This is a genomic window from Mannheimia haemolytica (genome assembly GCF_004342115.1).
Classification (GTDB): Bacteria; Pseudomonadota; Gammaproteobacteria; order Enterobacterales; family Pasteurellaceae; genus Mannheimia; species Mannheimia haemolytica.
The window spans coordinates 42,686-68,884 of sequence record NZ_SMAC01000003.1; the positions used below are offsets into that span (position 1 = coordinate 42,686).

Sequence of the window (26,199 nt, forward strand, 5' to 3'; positions counted from 1 at the left end):
GACATAGATCTCATTTTTCGTTTTTGAGATTTGGTAGAATTGGATACCATTTTTGAGGTATTTCATATTAAAGAGAGGCTGTAATGAGCGAAATTGCACTTACTGTCAGTTTATTATCTTTAGTGGCCGTTCTAGGCTTATGGATTGGCCATATTAAAATCAGAGGCGTGGGGCTAGGTATAGGGGGAGTGTTATTTGGTGGGCTGTTTGTCTCCCATTTTATGGCGCAATTCGATGTGAAGCTCGATGCCCATACGCTTCATTTTATTCAAGAGTTCGGGCTGATTTTATTTGTTTATTCAATTGGAATTCAAGTAGGACCTGGATTCTTTGCCTCACTAAAACATTCTGGCTTAAAACTCAATGGTTTTGCGGTACTGATTGTACTGATTAGCGGTATTTTAGTTATTCTTATTCATAAATTCTTCAATGTTCCTTTGCCTGTGATTTTAGGCATTTTCTCCGGGGCTGTAACCAATACCCCTTCTTTAGGAGCAGGTCAACAGGTATTGGCTGAGTTAAGCGCTGAGAGTGTAACTGAAATTATGGGAATGAGTTATGCGATTGCTTACCCGTTCGGCATTATCGGAATTCTACTTTCAATGTGGCTGATTCGGATTTTATTTCGAATCAATATTGAGGCGGAAGCAGAGGCTTTTAACAAACAGCAAAATAGAGGTAAAGATCAACTTAGTACCTTAAATGTCCGTCTGACTAATCCAAATATTCACGGTTTAGCGTTGAAACAAATTCCTGATTTTAATTTGCACGAAGTAGCTTATTCACGCTTAAAACGGGGGAATGAGCTTTCTATTCCACGTGTAGATACGATTCTACAGATAGGAGATATTTTACACTTAGTAGGTGAAGAATCCTCATTACGAAAAATGCAGATTATTTTAGGTGAGGCAGTAGATGTATCTGTCTCAACCAAAGGCACGATTTACCGTTCTGAACGTGCTGTAGTGACGAATGAAAAAGTCTTCGGGAAACAAATTCGTCAGCTAATGCTTAAAGGCAAATACGATGTTGTCATTTCTCGTTTAAATCGAGCCGGTGTAGAATTAGTACCAACAGGTGATATGACGTTACAATTTGGTGATGTTCTCAATTTAGTAGGGCGGCAAGCTGATATTGAAATGGTAATGACGATTATCGGCAATGCGCACTCAAAGTTGCAACAAGTCCAAATGTTGCCAATATTTATCGGGATCGGTTTGGGAGTATTACTTGGTTCTGTACCGATTTATTTACCGGGTTTCCCTGTTGCGTTAAAGCTGGGCTTGGCTGGTGGACCACTGGTGGTTGCTCTTATTCTTGCAAGAATTGGTAGTTTCAGTAAACTCTACTGGTTTATGCCACCAAGTGCCAATCTTGCATTGCGTGAAATCGGTATTGTACTGTTTTTAGCGGTAGTTGGTTTAAAATCTGGCGGTAGATTTCTCGAAACGCTATTAAGCAGTGAGGGCGTTGAGTGGATATGCTATGGGGCGATTATTACTTTTGTTCCATTGATGATAGCAGGATTGATTGCCAGAATGTATAACAAAGTAAACTATTTAACGATTTGTGGATTACTTGCCGGCTCAATGACTGATCCTCCAGCGCTTGCTTTTGCCAATGAAATTAAAGAGGGAAATGGCGCTGCAGCGTTATCCTATGCAACTGTTTACCCACTAGTAATGTTTTTGCGTATTATGCTACCTCAAGTGCTAGCGATTATGTTGTGGGTTTCAGGTGGATAAAGATAGACATCAAGCATATAAGCCCAAAAGGCGACGGAAAGTCGCCTTTTTTCTTATCTAACTTTTATTGATTTTTACGGATTAAATTAACTTCTTTTAATAAGGCTTGAATATCTTTATCTGTGAAGATCTCCTCGAGGTTAACACTAAGCCGACGTCGCCAGTTTGCATATTGTGTACTGGTTCCCGGAATGTTAACCGGCTCAGTCATACCCAACCAGTCTTCGGGTTGGAAGCCGAATAATCCGCTGCTTACATTTGCAACATAGGTTTGTAAACAGTGAATAAATGCGGTATTCACCGGAGAATTAAGTTGCTCGCTAATTTCAGGGGCGATCTCTACGTTATGTTCTTGTAAGCGTTGTAAGATTTTGGCTTTGGCATTGACTCGATCTTGCTTAAGGATTGCCAAAATATCCGAATTAGGATAGACGCCGAATTTTTCGCCTAATTCAAAATCATAGCCACGCCAATAACCATTGATAGTCGGTAAATCGTGGGTGCTTAATGTGGTCATTGCTTGGTAAGGGTAATGCTGTAAGTCTCGACTCTTCCCTTGTTCATCAAATTCAAAATAGAAAATTTTGTAAGATAAAATTCCCGCATTTTTGAGCTTGCTCACAATTTCTTTTGGCACAGTACCTAAATCTTCACCGATAATTAGGCATTGGTGGCGTTGGCTTTCAAGTGCCAAAATTGCGATTAAATCATCAACTGGATAACGAATATAAGCACCATTAACCGCACTATCGCCTTTGGGGATCCACCATAAACGGAGTAAAGACATAATATGGTCAAGGCGTAATGCACCGCAATGACTCATATTAGCTCTGACTAACTCAATAAACGGACGGTAGGCTTGTTGCTTTAATACATGCGGATTCATTGGGGTTAAGCCCCAGTTTTGTCCTTGCGGACCTAATACATCAGGCGGAGCGCCGACAGAGGCATTTAAGCAATAAAGTTGTTTGTCATTCCACGTTTCTGCACCATTCGGGCTGACGCCAACGGCGAGATCGCGATACATACCAATACGCATATTTTGCTGACGGCAGATAGCATCACATTCTGCTAGCTGTTGATCGGCAACGAATTGTAACCAAAGGTAAAATTCTATGTCGGTTTTATGCGTTTCTCTAAATTGCTGCACGGCTGCGGAGTGGTAGTCTTGGTAGGCTTTCTCCCAGAAATCCCAGCCCCATTGGTCGGCAAATTGTGCCGATAGATGCTGATGAAGGGCATCAAATGTGGCTTGAACTTGTAAGCTTTCACCACCTTTTTGTACAAATTCGATAAAAGCAGGGGCAGCGCAAGCGGTCATATTTTGCTGAAATTTTGCGAAAGCAAAGCGTAGCCCTTTCAATTTCAACGGAATGATTTGCTCGTAATTCAACCAATCCTGAGTGCGTAATTCTGATAATTGTTGTTGGATTTCAGCAGAATGAAACCAAGTTTGTGCTTCATCACTTTGTTGAAATTCCGCTAGCTGATTGATATCAATGTAAGCAATATTCAGCCATCGGCGAGAGGATGGACTGTATGGGCTGGCAGAATTCGGGTTTGCCGGAAAAAGTGAGTGAATCGGGTTCAAGCCGATAAAATCTGCTTGGTAAGGGGCAATCTGTTGAATGAAGTCTTTTAAATCGCCAAAATCGCCAATCCCCCAGTTGTGGGCTGATTTTAAGGTGTATAGTTGTAGGAAGGTTCCCCACAATCTTTTTTGTTCAATGACGGCTTGTGGTTGGTAGCAGCGTTCCGGAGCGATAATAATGGTGCAATTAAAGGTTTTATCTACCGTTTTTAGCTGTAATTGGTGATAACCTAAGGGCAAATCTTGAGGTAATGTAATTCCCCTTGCTTTAATTTTGCCGGAAATAATTTGGTTTGAATTTTCTAGTTGTAGCTGCCAAGTACCGGTTAACGGATGTTTTTTATCCGCTAAATGAAAAGGTAAAAAACAGGGTTGGTGCTGGTAAAAAATGTTGACCGTAGGGATAGGTGTTTCTCTTGCTTGAGTATTGCCGTTAAAGGCTTTGAATAACGAGTGTTTTATTTTTTCAGATGCTGTTTTTTTTACACCACGCTCATCGAAAAAATAGGGCATAATTCCAGCCCGATAATATTGTTTGGCAGTTATTTTCATCATTTCTCTCCATATATAAATACATATGAAATACAGCAGAAAATAGGCGACTTTCTTTATTGTAGAAGTCGCCCGAATTTATTATCTATTCAACCAAATACGTTGTTGATAATCTTTAATTGAGCGGTCTGAGCTAAATGCACCCAAACGAGCAGTATTTAAAATTGCACTACGCAGCCAAGTTTCTTGATCTAAATAGGCTACACCAATTTTCTCTTGTGCTTGGCGATAGCTATCAAAGTCGGCAAAGACTAGGAAAGGATCTCGTTCCAACAGGCTATCTAACATCAGCTTGAATGCCTCTTTATCTCCGTTAGAGGCTTTTCCTGTGGCTAAGAAATCAACCGCATTTTTCAGAATCGGATCTTGGTTATAGTAGGCTTTCGGTTGGTAGCCTTTTGCTAATAATTCCCTCACGCTTTCTACGGTGTGACCGAAGATAAAGACATTCTCCTCACCGACCATATCAGCAATTTCAACATTGGCACCGTCTAGCGTACCTAAGGTTAATGCGCCGTTGAGTGCCAATTTCATATTACCGGTACCGGAGGCTTCTTTACCTGCCATTGAAATCTGTTCTGATACATCAGCTGCTGGAATAATTTTTTCCGCAAGACTGACTCGATAATCCGGTAAGAATGCCACTTGTAGTCGATCATTTACCTGCTTGTCGTTATTAATAATATCTGCCACATTATTAATAGCGTGAATAATATTTTTTGCTAAATAATAACCCGGTGCAGCTTTGCCCGAGAATAGGAATAGACGTGGTGTGTAGTCTTGGTTCGGGTTAGCTTTTAGCGATTGATAGGTCGCAATAATGTTTAACAAATTCAAATGTTGGCGTTTATATTCGTGGAAACGCTTAATTTGCACATCAAAAATCGCATTAGGATTGACATTTAACCCTAATGTTTTATGGATTTCATTGGCTAAAACCACTTTGTTATTGCGTTTAATGCGTTGATATTCTTCACGGAAACCGGTGTCATCCGCATATTGTTCAACGCCTTTTAATAATTCCAGATTGTGTGTCCAATCTTGTTTTAAGGTACGATCCAATAAATCACTTAATTGTGGATTAGCTTGTCGAATCCAGCGGCGAGGTGTGATGCCGTTAGTAACATTGCAGAATTTTGTTGGGAATAATTTGTGGTATTCCGGGAATAGATCGGTCACTAAGAGATCGGAGTGAATTTCCGCAACGCCGTTTACACGGAAGCAGGTGACAACGCAGAGGTTTGCCATACGCACACGGTAATCAAATAGCACGGCTAATTTTTCCCAAATTTTTGCATCATCACCAAATTCTGCCTGTACTTTGTCGTGGAAAATATCATTGATTTTTTCCACAATTTGATAATGGCGAGGTAATAGCTGCTTAAATAGGCGTTGATCCCATTGTTCAAGTGCTTCAGGTAATAAGGTATGGTTAGTGTAAGCAAAGGTATTGCTGCAAATATCCCAAGCCTGCTCCCAAGTGAATTGATGTTCATCTAACAGTACACGCATCAATTCAGGTATAGCGAGCGTTGGATGGGTATCATTGAGTTGAATAACTTGGCGTTTTGCTAAATCTTCTAACGAATAACCTTCGCTAATGTGACGATCTAAAATATCGGCAACCGAGCAGGCACAATGGAAGTATTGCTGCATTAAGCGTAATTTTTGTCCGGCTTGATGGTTGTCGTTTGGATACAGCACTTGAGTTAGTGCGGCTGCATTGACAATCGTTTTATCGGCACTTAAAAATTTACCCTCATTAAAGGCATCAAAATCAAAAGATTGGTCACTATCTGCTTGCCATAAACGTAATGGTTGAATGATGTTGTTTTTATAACCTACAATCGGCAAGTCAAAGGCTTTGCCTTGAATGGTCAATTTAGGCTGCCATTCATATTGATCGGCTTGGATATGTTTGATTTTTCCACCAAACCCGATATGGCGGGTTTTAGACGGATTAAAACGATGCCACGGGTAGCTGTCACGAGCCCAAGTATCCGCTGCTTCTTTCTGCATTCCCTCTTTGAAGCTTTGTTTAAACAGACCATATTGATAATGAAGCCCATAGCCGGTTGCATTTTGTCCGACAGTTGCCATCGAATCTAAAAAGCAGGCAGCAAGACGACCTAATCCGCCATTACCCAGTGCCGGATCACGCTCTTGTTCTAAAACATCTACTAATTCAACTTGATATTGTTTAAGATAGTCACGAATTTGTTCGTAATAACCTAAATTCATTAAATTATTGCCGGTTAACCGACCGATTAAGAACTCCATTGAGAGGTAGTTCACGTGGCGTGATTCTGTCGGTTTGGTTGCAGGCTGGCTATAAATTAGCTCAAGGGAACCTTCAGCAACAACTTGATACCACTGCTGTAAGGTAAAGTGTTTTGGATCTGTCACATCAAAGTAGCGACAGTATTTTTCTACAATAGAATTAAATGTCATAGGAAACCCCCGGTTAAAGATGAATGTCGCTATTATGTAAAATCCAAATAAAATCAAATCATCCCAATAATCATCTTGTATGGTATGATTATAAGGAAGTAGTGAGAACACAAATGGTGGATATATCATCCCTATTTTGTTATGAGAGAAAATTGAATTTATTATGTTAATACCATCAAAACTTGTTTGTTCTTTTCGATTACAAAACAGCATTCCTCGAAAACGTTTAATTCAAGAATTAGACAAATCTTGCAGTTATCCGGTCGTATTGATAAATGCACCGGCAGGTTATGGCAAAACCACTCTGGTTTCCCAATGGATTGAAAATAAAAAGAATATCGGCTGGTATGCGTTAGATGAAGGCGATAATAATTCAGATCGTTTTGCCACTTATTTTAGTGCGGCATTGCATTCAGCAATCAATGAAGAAATAGACGTATTGTTAGAGGAAAATCGTAAAGCTAATTTATTAGCTTTATTTAATCAATTATTGATTAAAGCCGCGGCATTTTCAGAGCATTTTTATCTTGCTATTGATGATTATCATATTATTGAAAATGATGAAATTCACGAAGCATTAAAATATTGGATTAAACATCAACCGTCTAATATGACGCTTATCTTGATTTCTCGATCAATTCCCCCGTTAAGTATTGCCAGTTTAAGAGTGCAAGAACAATTATTGGAAATTGATATTAACCAGTTAATGTTTGATCACCAAGAAAGTACCGCTTTTTTTCAAGCAAGATTAGGTTCGGAGTTAAATCAGCAAGATGTTATCGCACTGTGTAACGAAGTTGAAGGGTGGCCCACAGCCCTTCAGCTAATTAGCCTTTTTGCAAAAAATAAATCACACACGCTACAAGTACCACTGCAAGATATTGCCAAACGTTTAGCCAAATCAAACCATTTTCATATTAACGAATATTTAGCCGATGAAGTGCTTAATAAAGTCGATGAAGAGACTCGTTTGTTTATTTTGCGTTGTTCGGTTTTGCATTCAATAAATGAGTCTTTAGTGCAGGCTGTTACAGGGGAGCAAAACAGTCGCACCAAATTAGAGTCTCTCGAAAAGCAAGGTTTGTTTTTACAACAAATGGCAAACAGTAAGTGGCAGAGTAGTGATGATAGCTGGTGGAAATTCCATCCGCTTTTTGCTTCCTTTTTAAATTTATGTTGCCAAAATGAGTTATATGCTGAATTACCGCAACTGCATCAAAAGGCGGCGAATGCGTGGTTACAATTAGGCTATGTTACAGAAGCCTTACATCACGCAATGCAGTTATCGGATACCGGATTACTACTCAATATTTTGAGCAAACACGCTTGGACGGTGTTTCATCAAGGAGAACTCAAATTATTGGAAGAGAGCTTAAATTGCTTAGATTACGCCCATTTAACCGAACATACTAATTTGGTGTTACTCAAAGCCTGGTTGGTACAAAGCCAGCACCGCCATATTGAAGTAGGTGGTATTTTAGCGGATTTTTCTCGTGCATTAACTGAAAATAAAATTGAATTGAGCAAAACTGCCAATGCGGAATTTAATGTGCTACGGGCACAAGTTGCTATCAATTCCGGTGATGAGAATACCGCACTTCAATTAGCGTCTGAAGCGTTAAACGATCTTTCAGAAAATGCCTATTATGCTCATATTGTTGCAACGTCTATTATTGGCGAAGCTCATCATTGCCACGGCAATCTGGCAGAAGCATTAGCAATGTTGCAAAAAGCAGAGCGTATGGCACGTCAGCATCATACTTACCACAATATTTTGTGGTCACAGCTTCAACAATCTGAAATTTTGCTTGCCCAAGGGTTTTCACAAGCAGCCTATGAAATGTTAGATAAAGCAAGCGAGTTTGTGAAAGAAAACCATCTACAAAAAGTGCCGATGTATGAATTTTTGCTACGTTCTAAAGGCAAGATTTTATGGGAATGGTATAACTTAGATAAAGCTGAATCAATGGCAGTTGCCGGAATGAATGCCTTATCTAAATTTGAAGATAAGTTACAATGCTTAACTTTACTCACGAAGATCTCGTTGGCTCGAGGCAATTTGGATAACACTGCCCGATTATTAGGCGAGGTCGAACAATTAGAACATTCTCATTCTTATCACCACGATTGGATTGCCAACGCCGATCAGGTACGTATATTTTATTGGCAGATGACCAATGACGTTTCTGCGGTGAGGAACTGGTTAATTCAAAACCCCTCACCGGTTTCAGATAAAAATCATTTTACCCAAGTGCAATGGCGAAATATTGCACGGTCTCGAATCTTGCTTGAGGAATATCACGAGGCGAAAGCCATTTTAGATAATTTAATTGAAACGGCTGAAAAATTTTCTCTGATTAGCGATTTAAATCGCGCATTAATTGTTCGTAACCGGCTTTATTTTTTACAAGGCGAGAAAGAATTGGCTCAGCAAGATTTAATTCAGGCACTAAAACTCACCCGCCAAACGAATTTTATCAGTGCGTTTGTGATTGAAGGGGATGTAATGGCACAGCAGATCCGCCATTTATTGCAACTTAATGTGCTAGATGAACTGGTATTGCACAAAGCACAGTTTATTTTACGCAACATCAATCAATTTTATCGCCAAAAATTTGCCCATTTTGATGAAAACTTTGTGAATCAATTATTGAAAAATCCGAAAGTGCCGGAACTCTTAAAAATTAGTCCGCTCACTCAGCGGGAATGGCAAGTATTGGGTTTGATTTACTCCGGATATAGCAATGAACAAATTTCAGATGAATTGCAAGTGGCTGCAACCACGATTAAAACCCATATCCGAAATCTTTATCAGAAAATCGGTGTGACGAATCGTAACGAAGCAATCAGCTATACGAAAGAACTGCTGATGTTGATGGGGTATCATTGATCACAAGCTCATGGGGAACAAGCGGTCTATTTTTAGTAATTTTTTGCAACTTGTTTCCCCGAACCGGCTTCAAGTTTTCCCCAGAAGAGAGAAAACTTGAAGCCAAAGTAGATTTAATTTCCGGCCCAAACCACCATCACTTTATCTTCATTCAACACACGCTTAAATGCAAAGTAGCTATCATTTTTGATGAGTTGATGGACACCTGCGCCAATAGCCGGATGGCGTTGGCGGAATTGTGTCAATTTTTGCCAATGTTGATGCAATGCCTGTTTCTGAGGATCTTGCTGCAACTCTTGCCAATTCATATCCGACCGGGTGCCTTGTATCAGGTCTGAACCGGTCGCACCAAATGTCCGCCCACTTTCATCACCATAATAGATTTGCACTGCACCGGGTGAAAGCAACAGCAAATTTGCGGCGGTTTTGTGTTTTTCGATATTTTGTTCACTATCCGAATGGAAAAATAATCGAGTATCGTGTGAAGATAAATAGCTCAACACATTGAAGTCGCTTAATTTGCGATTCATTTCGGCATAAATCGGCTCAATATGGGCAAAGCAATTTAACCCTTGTTTAGCCTGATCTTGAAAATCGAAATTGATCATTGCATCAAAACCGTTTTGATAATAGTCACTTTTGAACACGCCGTGTCCCCACGCTTCTCCTGTCATCCAAAAGCGATCGTTAAAACCGGCGTTCGGATTGGCTTTTTGCCATTCGTTTAAGGCTTGTTGTGCCGATTGTTTTAATACCAGCCACGTGGATTTTTCAACGTGTTTGGCGGTATCAACCCGAAAACCGTCAATGCCATATTTTCTGACCCAATCGGATAACCAACCAATTAAATAATCACGCACTTTGGCGTTTGGTAATGTTTTGGCATTGGTATTTTTATTTGCAAAAAATTCAGGTAATTTGACCGCTTGTTCGCTCTCGGTTTTTAGATCAGGAAGGGCAGCGAGCGACATTTTTAAATCATCAAATTTAGGGCTGTCGTAATCGGCAATATCAGCTCTAACCCATTCTTTTCCCCACCAATTTTGCCAAGCCTGATTATCGTTAAAGCGAATGAAATCATTGAAACTGTGCCAATTTTGTCCTGATTTCGGCTTCCAGTGTGTCCATTTTTCGCCTAATGTGCGGCTAATTTCGTCCGGTGTTAAGTAAAATCCGCCAAAGTTAAACTCCTGCATATCGGCAAGCGTCGCGTAGCCGGTATGGTTCATCACCACATCAAATAGCACCCGAATACCACGCTGGTGGGCTTGTTGAACAAAGCGACTTAAATCGTCTTCAGTACCCATATTGGCATCTAATTTCGTCCAATCTAAATGATAGTAACCGTGATAGCCATAATGCGGAAAATCCCCCTTATCACCGCCGCCAACCCAGCCGTGCATTTGTTCTAACGGAGAGCTAATCCACAATACGTTTACCCCAAGTTGTTGTAGGTAATCGAGCTTTTCGGTTAATCCTTTTAAATCACCACCGTGAAAGGTGCCGATTTCTTGCATTCCGTCTTTTTGGCGGTGGTAGCTGTGGTCATTGGTCGGATCGCCGTTATAAAAGCGGTCGGTCAGCACAAAATAGACGGTGGCATTTTTCCAATCAAACGTTGCCGTATTTTCGGTATTGCTTTTTTCCAGCAAAATCAGACCGCTTGCGTTTTCATTGGGCATTAAGGTGACTTTGCCGTTTTTAACGATAGCGGTGTTGCCTGAATAAAAATCGCTAACCGATTCGCCTTCGGCAAAAGTGGAAGAAACATCAATTTCAATCGGTTTTTTATCCCAATTCGGGCAACTTTGAAACATCGCTTCATTGTGCTGTAGCTGCTGTTCTACGCTGATTGTGAGTGTCGGAGTGCCGCTTCGCAGATCAATTTGTGCCAGATAGTTGCCTTGACGAAACAACCGCAGTTGTGGAGCTTCATTTATACAAGGGACTAACGCAACCGATTGATTTAATTTTATCGCTTGTTGGGGTTGATAACATTGTTCGCCAAATTTGAACCTAAGCGGATAGCTCCCTTTTTCCAATTGAACTTGAGATTGATACAACCGTTTTTCGAGATTATCGTTAAAATCAGAAAAATGAGAATGTTGCCAAGATTGGGCAAAAAGGCTTGAGGTATAGAATAAGCAGAGATAAGGTAACGCATTTTTCATAGACAGCCCTAATAAAGATTGACGACCGCAGTATCAGCTCGACAAGCGGTCGTTTTTAGAGAATTTTTTGCAAACTAGCCTTTCACGCCGCCGGCAGTTAAACCACCGATTAACCAGCGTTGTGCCAATAAGAAGACCAGCGTAATCGGAATTGCGGATAAGACCGCCGCTGCTGCGAAGTCACCCCATAAATAGTTTTGCGGATAGAGGTATTGTTGCATACCAACGGCTAGGGTGTAGCTGTTTACATCACGCAATAGGAGTGAGGCAACCGGTACTTCGGTAATGGCGGCAATAAATGAAAGAATGAAAACTACCGCCAAAATCGGCACTGAAAGCGGTAATAAGATTAATCGGAACGCTTGCCACGGGGTTGCACCATCAAGGGAAGCGGCTTCTTCCAATGAACCATCAATCGTTTCAAAGTAGCCTTTGATTGTCCAAACGTGTAAGGCAATTCCGCCTAAGTAGGCAAAAATAACACCACCGTGTGTGTTTAAACCAAGAAACGGTACATACTGCCCAAGACGATCAAACAACGCATATAAGGCAACTAAGGAAAGCACTGCCGGGAACATTTGGAAAATCAGCATACCTTGTAGAATGGTTTTTTTGCCTTTAAATTTCATTCGGGCAAATGCATAAGCACAGGTCGTAGATAAGGTTACAATGCCGATAGAGGTAATTGTTGCCACTTTGATGGAGTTCCATAACCAGCGTAGCACCGGGAATGGCGGCGGTGTGACTGTACCATCGGCGTGTGTAACATCAAAACCAAGAGCGGCTTGCCAATGTTCCCACGAAATTTGGCTTGGAATAATATCACCGATAGCCAGATTTCCCGGTCGTAACGAAATGCCAATCACCATTAATAAAGGGAAAATAATTAAGGCAAGGAAACAGATTAAGATGAAATGGGTTGCCCATACCCGATAACGCACAGATTTAGATTGAACAATTGCCATATATAACTCCTAAAGTTAGTTTGGGGTCGGGATTGTTAAATCCCTCCCGCTTTTATAATTCCATTTTGGTTGCTTTGATATTTAAGAGTGCCAAGCCACCGACTAATAAGAAAATAATGGTTGCGATGGCGGCTGCTAAGCCGAAATCTTGCGTACCACTTCCTTCAAAGGCAATACGATAGGTGTAGCTGACTAATAAATCGGTATAACCGGCTGGAGTGGTTGTTCCAATCATATCCGGGCGACCGTTTGTTAATAGTTGAATTAATACAAAGTTATTAAAGTTAAATGCAAACGAAGCAATCATTAACGGAGTAAGTGGTTTTAACAGTAATGGGAAAGTGATTTTACTGAAGTTTTGCCAAGTGGAAGCACCGTCCATTGCGGAGGCTTCATATAAATCAGCCGGAATAGCTTTGAGTAACCCCATACATAAAATCATCATATAAGGATAACCTAACCACGTATTGACAATTAAGATCATCACTTTGGCAAGGAGCGGATCGTTAAACCATTCAGGGCTGATGCCGAATAGTTGGTTTAAAATCATATTGATCTCACCAAAACTTTGGTTAAATAGTCCTTTAAAAATCAGAATCGAAATAAATGATGGTACGGCATAAGGTAAAATCAATAAGACACGATAGACTGCTTTACCTTTTAATGCCTCCCATTGTACCAAACAGGCAAGAACCATACCGAGAATAACGGTAAAGACAACGGTTAATAAAGAGAAGATCACCGTCCAAATAAATATTTGGACAAAAGGTTTTTGAATACCTTCATCGGTAAAAATTTTAATGAAGTTATTAAAGCCTGATGTGACAGTATAACCTGGTTCAAGTGTTTCGCTTTGCCAATGACCGTTTTCATCAATCGATTGGAAGAAACCGGTTTCGTCATTTGCTTGATAACGTTTGCCAGTCTCATTATTGAGTAATATTTTATTTTCTTCATCAAATTGATAGCGTGGTTTTTGCTCGGAGAATTGACGTAATGAGCTCATTGTCAGTTCATTATTATTCGGTAAAACCACTTTCATTGATTGAAGTGCGGCCCGATTTTGCGTAATCACTTTAAGGGGAGCGACTTCGCCGGTTGGTCTGTTTTGCTCGGTTACAACCACATTCGTTCCGGTAGCCAATGAAATCGGCTCTGACACAAAAGTTTGCTCTGTCGTCGGATTGGTTAATGCAATTTGATATTTATTATCTGCTTGCGGATAAAGGGTGAATTGATATTTATCTCCGGCAAAATAGCGTTGTTCAGTTAAGACGGATACCGCTCGTTCAAAGGATAATTGATTAGAACCACTATAGTTGGTAAACGCAATTGCAATAGTCGCAACCAGCGGAAACAAAATAAAAATTGCCATTCCGGTAATGCCAGGGTAAACATACCGCCAAGCATAGGTATTTTTATTGGTAAAAATATAGACACCGGAAGTTAGAATAATCAGCGTTAAAATAGCAAAAAGATATTCACCTTGTGAGTACATTAAGACAACAAGATAGAAGTCAAGGAGCAAGACTAATCCGGCTAAGAGATATTTGAGCCAATGAGTGGATTTGGATTGAGTTTGAGTTAGCATAACAGCACCTCGAATTTTTACTGCATTTTGTTACGGTACTTTTACTGTACTTTTATTGTATTTAGGGTGAATCTAAAAATAGAGTGGGTCATAATAACCCACTCAGAATGATGAAGAATTATTGTTGTTTTTGAATGCGTGAATGTGCATCATCTAATGCTTCTTTCACCGATTGACGACCGGTCACTGCATTATTGATAGCAGATTTTTCGGCATACCAGAAAGAAGACATTTGCGGAATATTTGGCATAATTTCACCGTTTTTCGCATTTGCCATCGTTGCAGCAATACGAGGATCAGCCGCTAATTTCTCTTGGTAAGATTTTAACGCCACCGCACCTAAAGGTTTATCTTTATTGACTGCATCTAAACCGTCGTCGGTGAGTAAATAATTCTCTAAGAATTCTTTGGCTAAATCTTTATTTGGGCTTGAGCTGTTTACACCGGCGCTTAACACCCCTACGAATGGTTTAGAAGCTTGACCGTTTAATGTTGGGAGTAAAGTTACACCATATTTAATACCGCTTTTATCAATATTGCCCCAAGACCAAGGACCATTGATGGTTAAGGCACTTTGTCCTTTATTAAAGGAGGCTTCGGCAACGGCATAGTCCATATCCGCACTAATATGTTTATTTTTCACCATATCGACTACAAATTGTAGTGCTTTTACTGCCCCTTCATTGTTCACACCAATATCTTTTGGATCGTATTTGCCGTTAGCAAATTTGAATGCATAAGCTCCGTTTGAAGCCGCAATCGGCCACGTGAAATAGGGCTCGGATAAGTTCCACATAATGGCATTTTTGCCCTCTTTTTTGAGTTTTTTATCTAACTCAATAATTTCTTCCCAAGATTTTGGTGCTTCTTTCACTAAATCTTTATTATAAATTAATGAAATCGCTTCAATCGCAACCGGATAACCGATAATTTTGCCGTTGTAAGTTTCAGCATCCCAAGCAAAATCGACAAATTTATCTTTAAATTCTTTGCTTACATTCACTTCAGCCAATAAACCGGATTGTGCATAACCACCAAAGCGGTCGTGAGCCCAGAACATAATATCCGGACCGTCACCAGTTGAGGCAACCTGTGCAAATTTTTCTTCAAGTCTATCCGGGTGTTCAACTAAAACTTGAACACCGGTATCTTTTTCAAATTTCTTACCGACTTCGGCAAGCCCATTGTACCCTTTATCACCGTTAATCCAGATAACGAGTTTACCTTCCGTCATTTTTGCCATTACTGTTCCTGAAAGAACTAAGGTAGCAAGAGTAGCTAAGGTGAATTTGACACATTTGTTTTTCATAAAAAACTCCTTGAAGTTAAATAAAAGAAACGGATATGAAACAACCCATTTATTAAATTATGGCAAATTATGGGCTATACAATCTATTTGAGATCACCCTTTGCTCTACGCCCCCCAAGCTAAAAGTATGATCTAAGTAACATTTTTTATCATTTTGTGATCTGCTTCACAAAAATAGGCATTAAAAATGAGAGGTTGATCACAAAATTTATTTAATTTTTCTGAATTGGCGTTTTTTAAATAATTATGGCTCTAACCCTAAAAAAAAGTATTTTAGGATGATTTCTTCTTTAGATAAAAAGGCGACTATTCAGCCTAAATAAAACCAATAAGCAAAAGCAGAAAAGAGGTTTAGTTATGGCGAATGTATCATTACGTAACGTGGGAAAATCGTATGGTGATGTTCATATCTCTAAGGATATTAATTTAGAAATTAACGAAGGAGAATTCGTTGTTTTCGTTGGACCGTCAGGTTGTGGCAAATCTACGCTATTACGAATGATAGCAGGTTTGGAAGATATTACGACAGGAGAACTCTATATCGGTGGAAAACTGATGAATGAAGTAGAGCCTTCAAAACGTGGTATCGGTATGGTGTTCCAATCCTATGCTCTCTATCCACATTTAGACGTTGCCGAAAATATGTCTTTTGGCTTAAAGCTGGCAGGTGTAAGTAAAGCAGAGCGGGATCAACGAGTTAACCAAGTTGCCGAAATCTTACAGCTTGCCCATTTATTAGATCGAAAACCTAAAGCACTTTCCGGCGGACAACGCCAACGGGTGGCTATTGGTAGAACACTGGTTTCCCAACCGGAAGTATTTTTACTCGATGAACCACTTTCCAACCTTGATGCCGCATTGCGTGTACAAATGCGGGTAGAAATTTCCAAATTACATAAAAAACTAAACCGCACAATGATTTATGTTACGCACGATCAAGTTGAAGCAATGACATTAGCGGACAAAATCGTGGTATTAAATGCCGGCGGTATTGCTCAAGTAGGTAAACCGTTAGAACTTTATCATTACCCGGCAAACCGCTTTGTAGCAGGGTTTATCGGCTCGCCTAAAATGAACTTTTTACCGGTAAAAGTGATTGCGGTAGAGCCGGAACGGGTAAAAATTGAGTTACCTGATGCGAATCATCATAATTTTTGGATTCCGGTTTCCGGCGAAGGGGTGAATGTGGGAGATAACTTATCTTTAGGTATCCGCCCGGAACATTTAGTTCCTTCGGATCAAACCCAAGTGACCTTACACGGTATTGTGCAAGTTGTGGAATTGCTCGGAAATGAAACACAAATCCACCTTGAAATCCCTGAAATCAAACAACCAACCTTAATTTATCGTCAAAACGATGTGGTATTAGTTAATGAAGGCGACGATCTGAATATCGGTATATTGCCGGAACGCTGCCATTTATTTAAGGAAGACGGTACAGCTTGCAAACGTTTGTTTGTTGAAAAAGGGGTATAACAATTTCAGTTTATTACTGATTTTAGAGGGTATTTTCAATCTTCTAATCAATTAATAATTAACCTAAGTAAAATCAAATCTTAAGAGAGGTTCTATTATGAAAAAAACAGTCCTAGCAGTTGCAATCAGTGGTGCAATGTTCGCAGCCAGTGCATCAGCGGTTGATTTCCACGGATATGCACGTTCAGGTATCGGTTGGACATCGGGGGGGGGGGAGCAATCCGCATTCACGGTAAATGGTGGTGGTTCAAAATACCGTTTAGGTAACGAATCTGATACCTATGCAGAATTGAAATTAGGTCAGGAATTATTCAAAAGTGGTGAGAAATCTATCTACTTTGATACAAACCTTGCTTACGGCGGTACGCTTCACAATAATGATTGGACACCAACAAGTCCAGCACTACGTGAATTAAATGTACAGTTCAAAAACTTTGCAGATAGTTTACCAGGTGCCACCTTATGGGCTGGTAAACGTTTTTACCAACGCCATGATGTACATATGAATGACTTCTATTACTGGGATATTTCAGGTCCGGGTGCAGGGGTTGAAAATATTGATTTAGGCTTCGGAAAACTCTCTTTAGCGGTTACTCGTGATACAGAGCGTGGAGGGGCGAATACTTTTGGATATACTACAGTTTATAAATTAGATCCTAGCACAGGTAAAATTAAATTAGATAAGCAGCGTAATAAAGCCGATGTTTACAACGATATTTTTGATGTTCGGTTAGCCGGTATTGAGCTTTGGAAAGATGGTTCGTTAGAGTTAGGCTTTGATTACGGTAATGCACATGCTAAGAAAGGTGCAGCCCTTGAAAAAGGAGCAACCAAAAACGGTTATATGGTAACAGCGGAATACACTCAAGGTAACTTCTTTGGTGGTTTCAATAAATTTACCGCACAATATGCAACCGATTCTATGACCTCTTGGAATAACGGTCACGCACAGGGTTCAAAAGCAGATAATAAAGGCAATATGCTTCGTTTAATCAACCAAGGGGTAGTGCAAGCGAGTGATAAAGTTGAAGTAATGTATGCCTTAATCTACGAAAAAACAAAACTAGATAATAAACAAGGTAAAACTTGGTATTCTGCCGGTATCCGCCCAATGTACAAATGGAATGATACAATGAGTACATTATTAGAAGTAGGTTATGACCGTATTAAAGATCAAGCCACAGGCAAGAAAAACGACTTAGTGAAATACACCGTTGCACAACAATGGCAAGCAGGTAACAGCATTTGGGCTCGCCCTGCAATCCGTGTGTTTGGTACTTATGCACGTTGGAATGATAAATTCAACACGAAAGCTCGTACCGATGCCGGCTATAAAGCCAAAGACGGCGAGTTTATCACCGGTGTTCAATTTGAAGCTTGGTGGTAATCATCAAACCTTTGTGTGGGTAGGATTACCTACCCACTATTTCAGCACTTTATCCTAGTTTCACGATTTTTAGAGGTTAATATGAAAAAAACGCTTCTTTCGACAGCAATATTCTTCGCCCATCTTTTGGTGGTGTTTCCGAGTATAGCAAATGGCTCGGCAGGTAAGTCTATTCATATTAACTCGGCTGAATTAGCTCAAATTCAATGGCAAGATGTGCCATTTTCACAAACCGTAAAAACAGATCTAAGCGAGCAACACAAACAAGCATTTACCACAGCGTTTGCCGGTATTGCCAGCCCGGTTGCAGCTTATCGTATTCCGGCAAATCAAGGCACATTGGAAATTGAAATCGAAAGCCCGGTGATGGACAAAAATGTTTTTGTACCCACGGCAGTCGTGTTGGATAGTCAATTTAATGTGGCATCAACTTACCCCTCTTCTGAGTTTAAATTATTGGAAGAGCGAGGACTCAAAGGTAGCCGTTTAGGGGCAGAACTTAATTTAACGCCGGCAATGAACCAAGATTATATTTACTTGCTCATTTATACCACGCAGCAAGATTTAGCCAAAACCACGATGATGCCGCATCCGGCAAAAACCTATGCAAAAGCAACCGGTAAACAACCACCAGCAATTAACGATATTGAAGTAGCACACAGTTTAAAAGGGCAAATTCACATCAACGTTACCGGCTCGAACGGCACTAAATTTATTGGATTACCGACTGAAATTTTCAGCTCAAACAAAGCAGCAACGCCGGCAGCTAAAACGGCTATACCGTTGCCGATAAAAGAAAATCCAGTTGCAGTAAAAACAGCAGTAGATAAAGATACGGAAGCCTATTTTAATCAGGCGGTAATGAAAGCGATTAAAGCAAAAGATATTAATAAAGCGATGAATTTGGTTAACGAGGCAGAAAAATTAGGGCTGACTTCTCCACGCCAAATTTTCTTAAAAAATGTAAGTTCAAATTGATTTATTGTTTTTTTCATAGATATTCTCCTTGTCATCGTGCGATGGTTTATTACCATTAACACCCTATCAGATTATGCCGATAGGGTGCTTTTTTACGAGTGATTATGCGATATGTATAGGAAGGCTTATACTTGAATAAGGATTCAAAGTATAAATTCTTTAATTTTTATCAGTGATATCCACTTTTATAACTTCTACTGTCTCACCAAGCTCTTCTAAAATATCAGCCGTTTCTTCATTAAGTGCACTACCTTCGTGTTGTGGATTTACCCAAGGTGTTGGTACCCAATATTTGCGGATAACTTCTGCGGAGAAACCGTGTAATAATTCCTCATTAAAGCGTTCTGCATCTAATCGGCGAACATAGCTGATAATTTGTTTTGCCTCTTCCTCGCTAGAACCTAAGCGTTCAATGGCGGCTTGGCTTAATGCGAGGGCTGATTCAAAGGTTTCTCGAATGTGATAATCAACGTGGTGCTTTTTGACTAAATCAACCGCACTTTGTCTATCATAGGTTCTCGCAAATACAGGTACTAAGGGGTATTCAGATTTAATCAGCTCTACGATTTTCTCCGTTCTTTCCGGATTGCCTACGCCAACAATTACGCAGTTTGCATTGGCGATGCCAGATGCCCTAAGTACATCTAGTCTCGCTCCATCACCATAGTAAAGTTTAAAACCAAAACGAGCAGCAGCACGAATATGATCAGTATTTGAATCAATAACCGATACACTTAGTCCTTTGGCTAATAAGGCTTGGCAGACTATTTGGTTAAAGCGTCCAAAACCGATGACTAATACATTGGCTTCTAAATCTTCCGGTAATTCAACCCCTGTCATATTAGTGGATTCATTTTTCGCTTTTTTCTTTCTCACTCCTTGCTTGATTAAAATGAGAAGTGGGGAAAGCAACATTGAGACAATTACCGCAGCGGTTAAGGTAGCGTGAGTATCTGGGGTTAAAATCCCAGCGGTTGCGGCGGCTGAGAATAGCACAAAGGCAAATTCACCACCGTGAGCCATAATGGTAGTTCGCACAATAGATTCATTCAGTGTTAATCGGGTGATAGAGGCAGCAATGAAGATTCCAAGGCCTTTACCGATAACATAAACTGCTACAATCACCAATAACCATAGCCAATTATTGAGGACGAGGCTGAGGTCTAATGACATTCCTACGCCCATAAAGAATAAGCCTAAAAGTAAACCACGGAAGGGTTCAATATCAGCTTCTAGTTGATGGCGGAAAGAAGACTCCGAAAGCATTACTCCGGCAAGGAATGCCCCCATTGCCATTGAAAGCCCACTGATTTCCATTAAAAGAGCGGAGCCTAATACCACAAGTAAGGCAGCGGCAGTCATCATTTCTCGTACTTTGGCTTTAGAAATAACACGGAAAATAGGGTTCATCAGCCATTTTCCACTCGCAACCAAAATAAGAACGGCAACTAGGCTAAGACCAATAGCAGACCAATTAGTACTGGATTCAGCATCTACTTGGTTAGGAGCAAGAAAGGCAACCGAGGCTAATAATGGCACAATCGCTAAATCTTCAAATAGTAAAGTTGCAACAATACGTTGCCCTTTTGGCGTGGAACTTATCCCTTTATCTTCCAGCACTTGCATTACAATGGCAGTAGAAGATAGCGTAAAACCCATACCGGCAATAAATGCCACTTCTTTGGAAAAACCTAATAAGTAAATGCCGGCTAAGGTTAATAAAGTACCGCAAATCGCAACTTGTAAGAAACCTCGCCCGAAGATGGCTTTACGCATCGCCCAAAGCAGTTCCGGGTGCATTTCCAAACCAATAATAAACAAAAACATAACCACGCCAAGTTCTGCCATATGCACAACAGCGGCAGGGTCTTGGAACAATCCAATGCCCGATGGCCCGATTAAACATCCTGCGACTAAATAACCCAATACGCTTCCTAAACCAAGGCGTTTAAATAGCGGTACAATAGTGACGCTGGTTGCAAGTAATACGACTGTTTTAATTAATTCCGGACTAACTAATCCTGACATAGAATTCCCACCTGTATAATATAAATAAGATTAATGATGTTTTTGTGCTAAATAATCTAAATGCTGGCGGCTTTGAAACGGCACAATACATAACTCACCGTTTGGTGAAATAAGTTGATAAAATTGTGGATGATTAAAGCTTCCAAATGATGCTGGTGTTTCTGTTTTTAATTGTTTTTCATTTTGTAATTTATTGATTTTCCTGATTTTCTCTTCTTTATTGCCGAAACAGTTATAGTAACTTTCGACATTATTACGTTCATCTACAACATATACATTAAAACTATTATCGACATTGTCTTCAAAGAAAAACTGTAAAAAGCCTTCACTGGCAAATTCACTAATTTGCTGCGGAAATTCTTTTTTCTTTTCATTTTCGCTTTTAGCATTTTGCTTGGTTTTTGCAAAAGAATTTAAATTTTCAACCGCTTGTTGTTCATCAATTTGTTTAATGCTAAATGTTTTTTTATGAAAAAGAAACTGCCAGGTTTTTCCTGCTACTTTTAAAGTGCTAAATTCATTCTCTTGCAGTAAACAACCAGTCTGAATTGTAATACATTTATGAACTAAATCTGCCACAAAATCCCGTAACTCACTACGTAGATATTTACTATAGCAAAAAACATTAACTGATTGAGGTGAAGAATTTCCTTGATAAATTCGATTGGATACCAATTTTAGTGCTTTTAAAATAGCATCTTCACCGTCAAAATGTTGAGTTCGAATTTCATTCCATACATTTCGATAAATAATGCTCACACTACCAACTAACGTTTTTTGTGCCTTACCAAAATTAAACAGATCGCTTGGATAAACTTTTTTTGGTAGTTCATCGATATGTTCGGTTGGATCTTGTACTAAATTAAGCGCTATAACCAAATTGCGAATTTCATTAGGGTGATGCATGTCATCATTGGTCACTTCCGGCGCTTGAATTGGGAAAGATAAGCGCAAGTCGGTGATAAATTGTCGCAATTTCTCGATATCTAAATTAGGGCTAACAGTATGTAAATTAGTTGCTGCGTTAATAATGCCGTTAAAATACCCCCAAGCAATAAGCTTAATCGGGCTTTTATTATAATGGACATAACGATTTTCAGAGTCATAACGACTTTTAGGTGCCTGATTAACTAAATACCAACCGGGTTGTAACGCAGATCCAACTTTAGCTTCAATAAATGTAATTGCTTTTTCTGCTAAATTGGACGATATTTTATGATTAATTAAAGATATTTTTCCTGGAAGTGCTTCAAATACAGAATAAAGTTTTCGCATTAAAATATCAGTATCATTTGTCATAATGCTCGGATTAATATGAAATTTTCGAGCAAAATGAATTAAATTTCGATAACTTTGTAGTAAATGATCAATCAGCATATTCTCATGATTCATCACTTGCTTAATTTTCCAATGTTGACGGTTTTGAAGTAATTGAATTTGTTTTTCTGACCAAGACCATTGGTTAACCAGCTCGTCTAAATCACGACTTCTCCAGTTGTTATTTATTTCTCCCTCAACCGCTTTTGCATAAAAACAGACTCGCAAGCGGTCTAATTTCACCCACTCTTTGCGTGATCTTAAGTGTTCTGTTACCAATTCAAGCATGGCTAAGTAGGGATCAAAGTGATATTCCAAAGCATTGTCACTTAGTAGTTTTTTCTTAAATTCTTTGGAGATGAGCTTTGTTTTAGGATAAGTGTGAGCGTAGCATTCGAGCAATAAAATTTTAATTGCCGATTTATAAGGGTTATTAATTCCTTTGTAGAGCTGCCATAAGCTTGCACCAAAAAATTCACTGGTTGAAAGGCTGGAAAAATCGCCGAAATCAATCCATTCCGTTAAGTCAATTTCAGGGTTATTGTGAACATTTTGGTATTCATTTTTATGTAAATGCAACCAGAGTAAACGCTTACCGGCAAGTAAAATAGCTGAACGATAAAATTCATCTAATAGAAAAAAATGCTGTGCTGAACCACTGTGTTCATCGGTTACGCTACTGTTATAAGTTTGGCTCTTAAATTGTTCTGGGTTCATTAAATAAATATTGATGTTGATTTGGAATGTCTTTGCCCATTCTTGCAATTTATTAATTTTAAGCTCCATTAACTTATATTGTTCAATTGTAAAATGGTTCGGATAGCATAGCCATAAATCTAAATCAGAACAGCTTGTTTGGGTAATAGTACCGGTGCTACCCATCGAATAAAGAGCATCAAAGCTGGGATGGGGGCCCAAATGATCGGCAGAGATTGCTTCATCAAAACGGTAAGAAACCAGAAATTGTTTTTGATAATCAGAGAGTTGAAAATGCCAAATCCCTTGTGGTGCATTTTCAACATAAGCCGGTAACACAGGGTGATTAAGATGAATAAGCAATGGAATGAGAGAGAAAACATGCATAAAATGATGATTATTAGCATTGATAGCTCGTTCTATTCGGTATGCATTAAGTTGATCAATTCGTGCTTTAGTAGAGTTTAATTTTTGGGCGAAGCTCCCCTGGTTCGCCCCAATGGCAGCGCCTTCTACGGCTGTTATTTTGTTGGCTGTCAGGGTTAATGTTTTCACGTCAGCTTTCCTTACTAAAGTGTGAACTGTTTAGCATTTTAGCGGAAAAGTGATTATTATGTAATAGGGTAAAAAATCGGGAAATTAAATTTCATTCCCTATTTTGCAAAAAATGTCTGAAATTCAACCGCTATCTTGATAGAAAGAGTTCAGACCAGTAATGAAATTGTGTAAAATAATCAAGTTTTAGTAGCTTATTTGAGTGAACAAGTGTAAGCTGAATCAAGTATTTTTCAGATCAAAATGATGAAGGAAACAAAATGAAAAGAGTCGTTATTACAGGATTAGGTGTAATTTCCAGTATCGGTAACAACAAAGAAGAAGTGTTGGAATCACTAAAAGCAGGTAAATCAGGCATTGAATTTGTGCCTGAGTTTGCTGAAGTGGGTATGCGTAGCCAAGTGGCAGGTACGATTAAATTAAATCCGGCTGAGTTAATTGACCGTAAAATCTATCGTTTTATGGGAGATGCTGCGGCTTACGCTTATCTTTCAATGAAAGAAGCAATCGAAGACTCAGGCTTAACCGAAGAACAAGTTTCAAACGATCGTACCGGTTTGGTGATCGGAGCTGGTACAGGCTCGGCGCACAGTCAACTTGTAGCTTGTGATGCAGTACGTGGCCCACGTGGTGTGAAAGCCGTTGGGCCTTACGCAGTAACCAAAACAATGGCATCAAGTGTGTCAGCATGCTTGGCAACACCTTATAAAATTCGTGGTGTAAACTATTCAATCAGCTCAGCTTGTGCGACTTCAGCACACTGTATTGGACACGCGATGGAGTTAATCCAATTAGGTAAACAAGATATGGTGTTTGCAGGTGGTGCAGAAGAACTTTCTTGGGAATGTGCAACCGAGTTTGATGCAATGGGTGCTGTTTCAACTAAATATAATGAAACACCAACAAAAGCTAGCCGTGCTTATGATGCTAATCGTGACGGTTTTGTGATTGCCGGTGGTGGTGCAGTGGTTGTGGTGGAAGAGTTAGAACACGCTCTTGCTCGTGGTGCCAAAATCTATGCTGAAATTGTGGGCTATGGGGCAACCTCAGACGGTTACGATATGGTCGCGCCAAGTGGTGAAGGTGCTGAGCGTTGTATGAGACAGGCGATGGCAACTGTAAATGGTGAAATCGAGTATATTAACGTACACGGCACTTCTACTCCAGTGGGTGATGTAAAAGAGTTAGGGGCGATCCGTAATGTCTTTGGTGATAAAACGCCAGCAATTTCATCAACCAAATCAATGACCGGACACTCATTAGGTGCAGCAGGTGCGCACGAGGCAATTTATTCATTATTAATGTTAGATAATAATTTTATTGCACCAAGCATTAATATTGAAACCCTTGATGAACAAGCACAAGGTATGAATATTGTGACTGAACGCCAAGACAAAGCATTAACAACCGTGATGTCAAACAGCTTCGGCTTTGGTGGTACTAATGCGTGTTTAGTGTTCCAACGCTATTCTAAGTAACATAAAAAGAGCAAGTGAAAGCTTGCTCTTTTTTCTTTTGAGGTAATTATTATGAATTTCAAAATAAGTTCTTTGCTATTTGTTATTTTGTCATTATTTTTGACCGCTTGTTCTACAATGATTAAGCCACTAGATAGTGTTTATTGGCGTGGTAAAGATGTATCTGAATTTTTTGCACGTAAACGTTTACCTGATACAGCGGTTCAATGCGTAAAAGATAATGAATTAAGCTATGTTTATGGTTATTCAACTAGCTTTGTATAATTTGCAAACTTATGAAGTTGGTCGTAATGCAACCACTATATTTATGACAACAGATAAGGTTTATACAGGTGGATCGACTTGGACATATCTTTTTGCTGACGCTGATAATAAAATCACTTCTGTTCGTGAAATGAATGGTTTTGGTGATGTCGAAAAAGAGTTTAAATGTGGTGAATATAAAGAAGCGGTAACCATTGCCAGTAAAGAGGACTTAGCAAAGCGTAAAACACAGCCTCGTTTATGGTCATCAATTTATATGTCACCTGAACAAAATATGATGTGGGTGACTGATAATCCGTCTAAAAATTTAGAAAATGCGAAGCAAGATGCGTTTAAACAGTGTGAAAAGAACGGTGGTCGTAATTGCCAAATGATCTTATCGTTTAGTAATATGTGCCTTGCTTTTGCACAAGGTTATAAAGATGGTCAAGGCTTCGAGGATTTTGGGTATGGTATCGTTAGTAGTCTTGCTGAAGAAAATGCATTAGAGAATTGTAATCAAAAAGGTGGTTAAAGTTGTCTTCTTTCTGCCCCTGCCGTATGTGCTATTCCCTGTGATATATTGTCGAACAACAAATGTATGTACGATCAGCCTCAAATTATTATTCCAGGTAAGAATAATAACCAACCGATTAATCCACCAGCTAATGGCAACGGTGAGCATTGGTTGAGTAATTAAATCATTTTAGTAAAAAGTGCGGAAACGCACTTTTTTATTGCCTGCAAGCGGTCATTTTTAGTGAAAACTTTGCTAA

At 39.5% G+C, this 26,199-nt stretch carries 16 protein-coding genes; 8 read left to right on the plus strand and 8 right to left on the minus strand.

The genetic code is table 11. The features are described 5' to 3' along the window. Nucleotides 1-83: 83 nt before the first annotated feature. Nucleotides 84-1,745, plus strand: coding sequence for a putative transporter (locus EDC41_RS01610; protein ID WP_006252158.1), 1,662 nt, complete (start codon nt 84-86; stop codon nt 1,743-1,745). Between the two features lie 64 nt (nt 1,746-1,809). On the opposite strand, the gene malQ is transcribed toward EDC41_RS01610, so the two are convergent. Together malQ and malP are read right to left on the minus strand one after the other, a co-directional pair. Further along, entirely contained in the window at nt 1,810-3,888 is a 2,079-nt protein-coding gene (gene malQ, locus EDC41_RS01615) for a 4-alpha-glucanotransferase (RefSeq protein WP_020824193.1), read from the minus strand. A gap of 81 nt (nt 3,889-3,969) precedes the next feature. Then, complete coding sequence (malP, locus tag EDC41_RS01620; RefSeq protein WP_006248008.1) at nt 3,970-6,339, minus strand: maltodextrin phosphorylase; 2,370 nt, start codon at nt 6,337-6,339, stop codon at nt 3,970-3,972. 163 nt (nt 6,340-6,502) lie between these two features. Here malP and malT point away from each other — a divergent pair, with 163 nt between their 5' ends. Then, nucleotides 6,503-9,229: an HTH-type transcriptional regulator MalT gene (gene malT, locus EDC41_RS01625; RefSeq protein ID WP_020824192.1), complete on the plus strand. Its 2,727-nt coding sequence runs from the start codon at nt 6,503-6,505 to the stop codon at nt 9,227-9,229. Between the two features lie 113 nt (nt 9,230-9,342). Here the strand turns inward: malT and EDC41_RS01630 are convergent, their stop codons facing one another. The 4 genes from EDC41_RS01630 to malE all read right to left on the minus strand — a co-directional run bounded on the left by EDC41_RS01630 (nt 9,343) and on the right by malE (nt 15,265). Beyond that, entirely contained in the window at nt 9,343-11,400 is a 2,058-nt protein-coding gene (locus EDC41_RS01630) for an alpha-amylase (RefSeq protein ID WP_006252163.1), read from the minus strand. Nucleotides 11,401-11,474: 74 nt separating this feature from the next. Next, a complete protein-coding gene (gene malG, locus EDC41_RS01635; protein WP_006248005.1) occupies nt 11,475-12,365 on the minus strand; it encodes a maltose ABC transporter permease MalG in 891 nt (296 codons plus the stop codon). A 52-nt stretch (nt 12,366-12,417) separates the two neighbouring features. Further along, the gene (malF, locus tag EDC41_RS01640; RefSeq protein WP_006248004.1) at nt 12,418-13,956 is read right to left on the minus strand and encodes a maltose ABC transporter permease MalF; all 1,539 of its coding nucleotides are present in this window, start codon (nt 13,954-13,956) and stop codon (nt 12,418-12,420) included. Nucleotides 13,957-14,074: 118 nt separating this feature from the next. Further along, complete coding sequence (malE, locus tag EDC41_RS01645; RefSeq protein ID WP_006248003.1) at nt 14,075-15,265, minus strand: maltose/maltodextrin ABC transporter substrate-binding protein MalE; 1,191 nt, start codon at nt 15,263-15,265, stop codon at nt 14,075-14,077. 357 nt (nt 15,266-15,622) lie between these two features. On the opposite strand from malE, the gene malK reads away from it, so the two are divergent. The 3 genes from malK (at nt 15,623) to malM (ending at nt 19,106) form a co-directional block, all read left to right on the plus strand. Continuing rightward, complete coding sequence (malK, locus tag EDC41_RS01650; RefSeq protein WP_006248002.1) at nt 15,623-16,741, plus strand: maltose/maltodextrin ABC transporter ATP-binding protein MalK; 1,119 nt, start codon at nt 15,623-15,625, stop codon at nt 16,739-16,741. A gap of 97 nt (nt 16,742-16,838) precedes the next feature. Further along, entirely contained in the window at nt 16,839-18,128 is a 1,290-nt protein-coding gene (locus EDC41_RS01655) for a maltoporin (protein ID WP_006248001.1), read from the plus strand. A gap of 81 nt (nt 18,129-18,209) precedes the next feature. After that, nucleotides 18,210-19,106, plus strand: coding sequence for a maltose operon protein MalM (gene malM, locus EDC41_RS01660; RefSeq protein ID WP_006252165.1), 897 nt, complete (start codon nt 18,210-18,212; stop codon nt 19,104-19,106). A 159-nt stretch (nt 19,107-19,265) separates the two neighbouring features. Here malM and EDC41_RS01665 read toward each other — a convergent pair whose 3' ends face one another. Beyond that, nucleotides 19,266-21,134, minus strand: coding sequence for a monovalent cation:proton antiporter-2 (CPA2) family protein (locus EDC41_RS01665; protein WP_006252166.1), 1,869 nt, complete (start codon nt 21,132-21,134; stop codon nt 19,266-19,268). 30 nt (nt 21,135-21,164) lie between these two features. Then, nucleotides 21,165-23,702 (minus strand): class I adenylate cyclase, encoded by a 2,538-nt coding sequence (locus EDC41_RS01670; RefSeq protein ID WP_006252167.1) that lies wholly within the window; start codon nt 23,700-23,702, stop codon nt 21,165-21,167. 260 nt (nt 23,703-23,962) lie between these two features. Between EDC41_RS01670 and fabB the strand changes: the two genes are divergently transcribed. The 3 genes from fabB to EDC41_RS01685 are packed head-to-tail and all read left to right on the plus strand — an operon-like array spanning nt 23,963 to nt 25,958. Next, nucleotides 23,963-25,180, plus strand: a complete 1,218-nt coding sequence (gene fabB, locus EDC41_RS01675; protein ID WP_006252168.1) for a beta-ketoacyl-ACP synthase I — start codon at nt 23,963-23,965, stop codon at nt 25,178-25,180. Between the two features lie 51 nt (nt 25,181-25,231). After that, nucleotides 25,232-25,444 carry a hypothetical protein gene (locus tag EDC41_RS01680; protein ID WP_032844768.1) on the plus strand — a complete coding sequence of 71 codons (213 nt, stop codon included), beginning with the start codon at nt 25,232-25,234 and terminating at the stop codon, nt 25,442-25,444. Beyond that, nucleotides 25,413-25,958, plus strand: coding sequence for a DUF4189 domain-containing protein (locus EDC41_RS01685; RefSeq protein WP_006252996.1), 546 nt, complete (start codon nt 25,413-25,415; stop codon nt 25,956-25,958). Before EDC41_RS01680 ends, EDC41_RS01685 begins: the two co-directional genes overlap by 32 nt. Nucleotides 25,959-26,199 lie beyond the last annotated feature (241 nt).